The sequence below is a fragment of the Sphaerochaeta sp. S2 genome (assembly GCF_016406725.1).
In the GTDB taxonomy this organism is placed as follows: domain Bacteria; phylum Spirochaetota; class Spirochaetia; order Sphaerochaetales; family Sphaerochaetaceae; genus Sphaerochaeta.
Genome location: NZ_JAEKNT010000484.1, coordinates 1 through 4237, shown reverse-complemented (window position 1 = coordinate 4237; position 4237 = coordinate 1). Strand labels below are relative to the sequence as shown.

5 protein-coding genes and 1 pseudogene are annotated in these 4237 nt (G+C 45.7%); all 6 read left to right on the top strand.

The features are described from left to right. Positions 1 to 1051: RnfABCDGE type electron transport complex subunit D (locus tag JF818_RS14160; RefSeq protein ID WP_233067922.1), on the top strand; the 1051-nt coding region annotated here is incomplete at its 5' end. Beyond that, complete coding sequence (locus tag JF818_RS14155; protein WP_198892625.1) at positions 1048 to 1605, top strand: FMN-binding protein; 558 nt, start codon at positions 1048 to 1050, stop codon at positions 1603 to 1605. The genes JF818_RS14160 and JF818_RS14155, both read left to right, overlap by 4 nt. Continuing rightward, a complete protein-coding gene (rsxE, locus tag JF818_RS14150) occupies positions 1602 to 2228 on the top strand; it encodes an electron transport complex subunit RsxE (protein ID WP_198892624.1) in 627 nt (208 codons plus the stop codon). The genes JF818_RS14155 and rsxE overlap by 4 nt, the downstream gene beginning before the upstream one ends. Position 2229: 1 nt before the next feature. Continuing rightward, the gene (locus JF818_RS14145) at positions 2230 to 2823 is read left to right on the top strand and encodes an electron transport complex protein RnfA (protein WP_198892623.1); all 594 of its coding nucleotides are present in this window, start codon (positions 2230 to 2232) and stop codon (positions 2821 to 2823) included. Positions 2824 to 2834: 11 nt separating this feature from the next. Continuing rightward, positions 2835 to 3635 (top strand): RnfABCDGE type electron transport complex subunit B, encoded by an 801-nt coding sequence (locus JF818_RS14140; RefSeq protein ID WP_198892622.1) that lies wholly within the window; start codon positions 2835 to 2837, stop codon positions 3633 to 3635. A gap of 3 nt (positions 3636 to 3638) precedes the next feature. Continuing rightward, positions 3639 to 4237, top strand: a pseudogene (locus JF818_RS14135) (DUF1926 domain-containing protein); the annotation flags it as partial.

The following is a 4237-nucleotide window of genomic DNA, read 5'->3' as shown; positions in this document are numbered from 1 at the left end:
TGCGAAGACAGATACCGCGTCCATTATGTGGAGTGTTTCACTCGCACTTGCTCCTGCAACCCTTTGGGGTGTGTATGTATTTGGCTTCAGGTCTCTGTTGGTGCTTGGGGTTTCTATCCTTACAGCCTTGTTGTCGGAATTCTTGCTTGGCAAGTTGTATAAGGAGTCAACCCTCTGGGATGGCTCAGCGTTCCTTACCGGTTTGTTGGTTGGAATGAACATGAGTCCTTCGGTTCCTTTGTTTGTTCCGTTCCTGGCAAGTGTGTTTGCAATATTTGTGGCAAAATGGGTGTTCGGTGGTCTAGGGGCTAACTGGGCGAATCCTGCACTCGCTGGTCGTGTATTCGTGTTCTTCTCGTTTACCACACCAATGAGCAGCTTTGTCGCTCCCCGGACCCTTGCCTCGGCTCTTCCTGATGCACTTGCCTCAGCTACCCCTCTCTCCCTGAGCAAGACGGCTGTCTCTGGAGGGACCTTGGGCCTCGATGGTAGTTCCTTGCTCTCTTCAATGGGATACCCTGCCACTGAGATTGCACAGAACCTTTCAGCGATGACCGGTATTTCTGCCTTTACCATTGACACCTTCCTTGGTAATGTTGCCGGATGTATCGGTGAGGTTAGTGCACTGGCCTTGCTTATTGGTGGACTCTATCTGCTTGCAAGGAAGATCATCACCTGGCATATTCCGGTGACCTACATTCTCTCTACTGCAGTATTATCCTGGATGTTTGGTGGGATCCCATCAGGCTTGGGTATATTTGGCGGTAGTTTCCTCTCTTCCATCTTCAGTGGAGGTCTGATGCTCGGAGCCATTTTCATGGCAACGGACTATGTAACCAGCCCAATCAGTCATAAGGGCCAGATCGTGTACGCCATTGGATGTGGATTCTTTACCTTCCTCTTCAGATATTTCGGGAGCATGCCTGAAGCGGTCTCCGTTTCAATCCTCCTGATGAACATTTTTACACCGATGATAGACAGATACATCATACCTCGTAAATTTGGTGATACCAGAGAACTGAGGAAGAAGCAGAAGGAGGCTAGGGCATGACAAAGAATCTGAAATATTCACTGATATTGCTTTCGATCTGTGCTGTAAGCGCCTTTGCCTTAGCGATGACGAACTCAATCACTGCCCCGGTTATTGAGCAATATGAATATGAACAAAGACAATTGGCACTGACAGCAGTCAGCAATGGGTTTGCAATTGGAAGTGAAAAGCCGGTAGAGGCTGACCCCTATGTCACGTATACCATCGACTTAACCGATAATGGGCAACTTGCCGGATATATTGTAGGGTTGAAAAGTGCCGGATATGGTGGACAGATGACCTTGGTTGCCTCATATAAGGTTTCCGGCGAAATGATGGTTGCTCAACTCTTGACCCATAGTGAGACGCCTGGCCTTGGATCAAAAGCTGCAGATTCATCATATATGGATAAATTCCAAGGAACTGGTGCTGATACCCCTGTTCCAACAGATAAAACCATGCTCACCGATGCTGACGCTCAAGCGATTAGTGGTGCATCCATCACTTTTGGAGCAGTTTCCAGAGCGATTGAAGCAGGGAGTGCCTATGTGAAAAATATTGGAGGTGTGAAATGAGCAAGATGAAAGAACTCTCCAAAGGGCTGTTCAAGGATAATCCGATTTTTGTGTTGATGTTGGGTTTGTGTCCTGTACTAGGAGTTTCTACCCAGGTTTCGAATGCGATTGGTATGTCTGCAGGTGTAATGTTCGTTTTGCTCTTTAGTAACATGATTATCTCAGCATTGAGAAAATTCATACCTGCATCAATACATATTCCTGCGTACATTGTTGTTATTGCTTCGTTGGTTTCATTTATCCAGATGGTAATGCATGCATATGTCCCCTCTGTTTATAATGCATTGGGTGTGTATCTTCCACTGATTGTGGTAAACTGCATCATTCTGGGAAGGGCTGAAGCGTTTGCGAGTAAAAATACCGTTCTTGATAGCATTTTGGATGCAATCGGAATGTCCATTGGGTTTGCATTGGGTCTGACCTTGCTGGCCTTGATTCGTGAATTATTTGGTTCTGGTACCATTACCCTGTTTCCCATGGGCAATTTCAGTGGTGTAATTAATATTCCCTGGTTCTACAACAATCCAATTAGAGTGTTCTCTTTGGCACCTGGTGCGTTGTTGATCATGGGATTCCTGAAGGCGTTCTTCGATTGGAACTCTTCACGTAAGAAGGACAGATAACATGAGTTATATTGCAATACTAATAACCTTCATATTTATTAATAACTTTATTTTCTCCCAGTTCTTGGGCATGTGTCCGTTTATAGGTGTCTCGAAGAACAGTGAGAATGCCATCGGAATGGGTGCCTCTGTAACCTTTGTCACTACGGTTGCCTCTGTGATTACTTGGGCAATTTATTACTTCTTATTGGTCCCTTTTAGTCTTGAGTACCTCCAGACGGTCACATTCATCCTTGTGATAGCAAGTTTGGTACAGCTATTGGAAATGGTGATCCAGAAGATAAGTCCAGCCTTGTATAAGGCTCTGGGTATCTATCTTCCCCTGATTACCACCAACTGTGCTGTCTTGGGTATTGCCATTATCAATATCACCAATGAATACAATGTGATGGAAGCCTTTATTGGAGGGCTTGCTGCAGGTCTTGGCTTCACTCTGGCTATCGTGTTGATGAGCAATATTCGCGAGAAACTTGATCTGCAGCCGGTGAGAAAAGCGTATCGTGGCGTTCCCATTGCCTTTATTTCTGCTGGATTGATGTCTTTGGCCTTCATGGCTTTTGACAAGTCACTGCTCACCAATCTGCATCTGGTATAAGGGGGATCGTTGTGAATATTGTTATGGCAATCATAGTAGTCGCCGTGTTGGGTGGACTCTTCGGATTCGGTCTCTCCTATGCTGAAAAGAAATTGGCGGTCAAGAAGGACCCGAAAGCCTTGGCTCTTGAACCTATCATGCCTGGTGCAAACTGTGGTGTATGTGGGTATGCCGGTTGCGCTGCCTATGCTGCAGCTGTTGCACTTGGCGAAGCCCCAATTGGCCTCTGTAGTCCTGGTGGTCCTGATTTGGTGGCAAAAATGGCCGAAATTATGGGGCAGAAGGTTGAAGCTTCTGGCGATACAAGAAGAAAAGTGGCTCACGTCATGTGCCGTGGTAATGTTGATGTGAGTTCGCAAGACTACAAATATGAAGGTCTTGAGGACTGTAATGCAGCATTTCTGCTCTTTGGTGGGGATTACGGTTGCAAATCAGCCTGTCTGCACCTCGGTTCCTGTATCAAGGTTTGTCCGACCGGTGCCATCAGCAGGGATGAGCAGGGATATATCATCGTTGATGAAAAGAAGTGTATCAGCTGTGAAAAGTGTGTGCAGATCTGCCCAACGGGTGCTATGCACATGATTTATGAAGATAGTGACTATGTTATTGAATGCAACAGCCATGAGCCGGGTGGAAAAGTACGAAAAGTATGTACAGTCGGTTGTATTGGTTGTAAAATCTGTGAAAACAAGTATCCTGAATCAGGATGTAAAGTTGACAGTTTCCTTTCTACCTTCGATCAGACACTCCCACACAGCCAGATTGCTGATGCTGCAGAGGCGTGTCCGACCAAGTGTATCATCAAGCGGTAGTGCATGAAATTATTAGTAGGTGCGTACAGTCAAATCACCAATGCTGAGCCAATGCCCGTTTACGAACGGGCATTGGAAGCTGTATGCAAACCTTTGCTTACTCATCTCCATGCACATGAAGATGCGATCATGCAACTTTCATTGAGCATCCCTCTGCTTGATTGGCTTGATGTTAACTATAGTTCGGTTAATCTCTTGATATCCGACCTTGCCAAAAATGGAAAGCTTGAGTTGCTCACCGGTTCATTCAACCAGAGTATCCTGAGCTTGCTCTCTCCAAAGGACCGTTCCAACCAGATAGAAATGACAACCACCTATCTGAGAAAGCGGTTTGGACAGCGTTCCAAGACCCTTTTCAGCTATGGGCAGGTTTTCAATCCGTTATACATCAATACCGCAAATCTTTGTTTTATCGATTCAATAATCATTTCCACCTCTGACGAGACAGGGCTCCAGCAATTCGATGAACCGTTCATCATGCAGGAAATGGGGAAGTCTGTCTCCATCATCCCCATGGATGGTACCATAAGTGATCTGATAGCCTCTTTTGCAAAAAAAGCTATCAGTTTTGGAAATTTGATTGAACGTATCAGGAACTATCT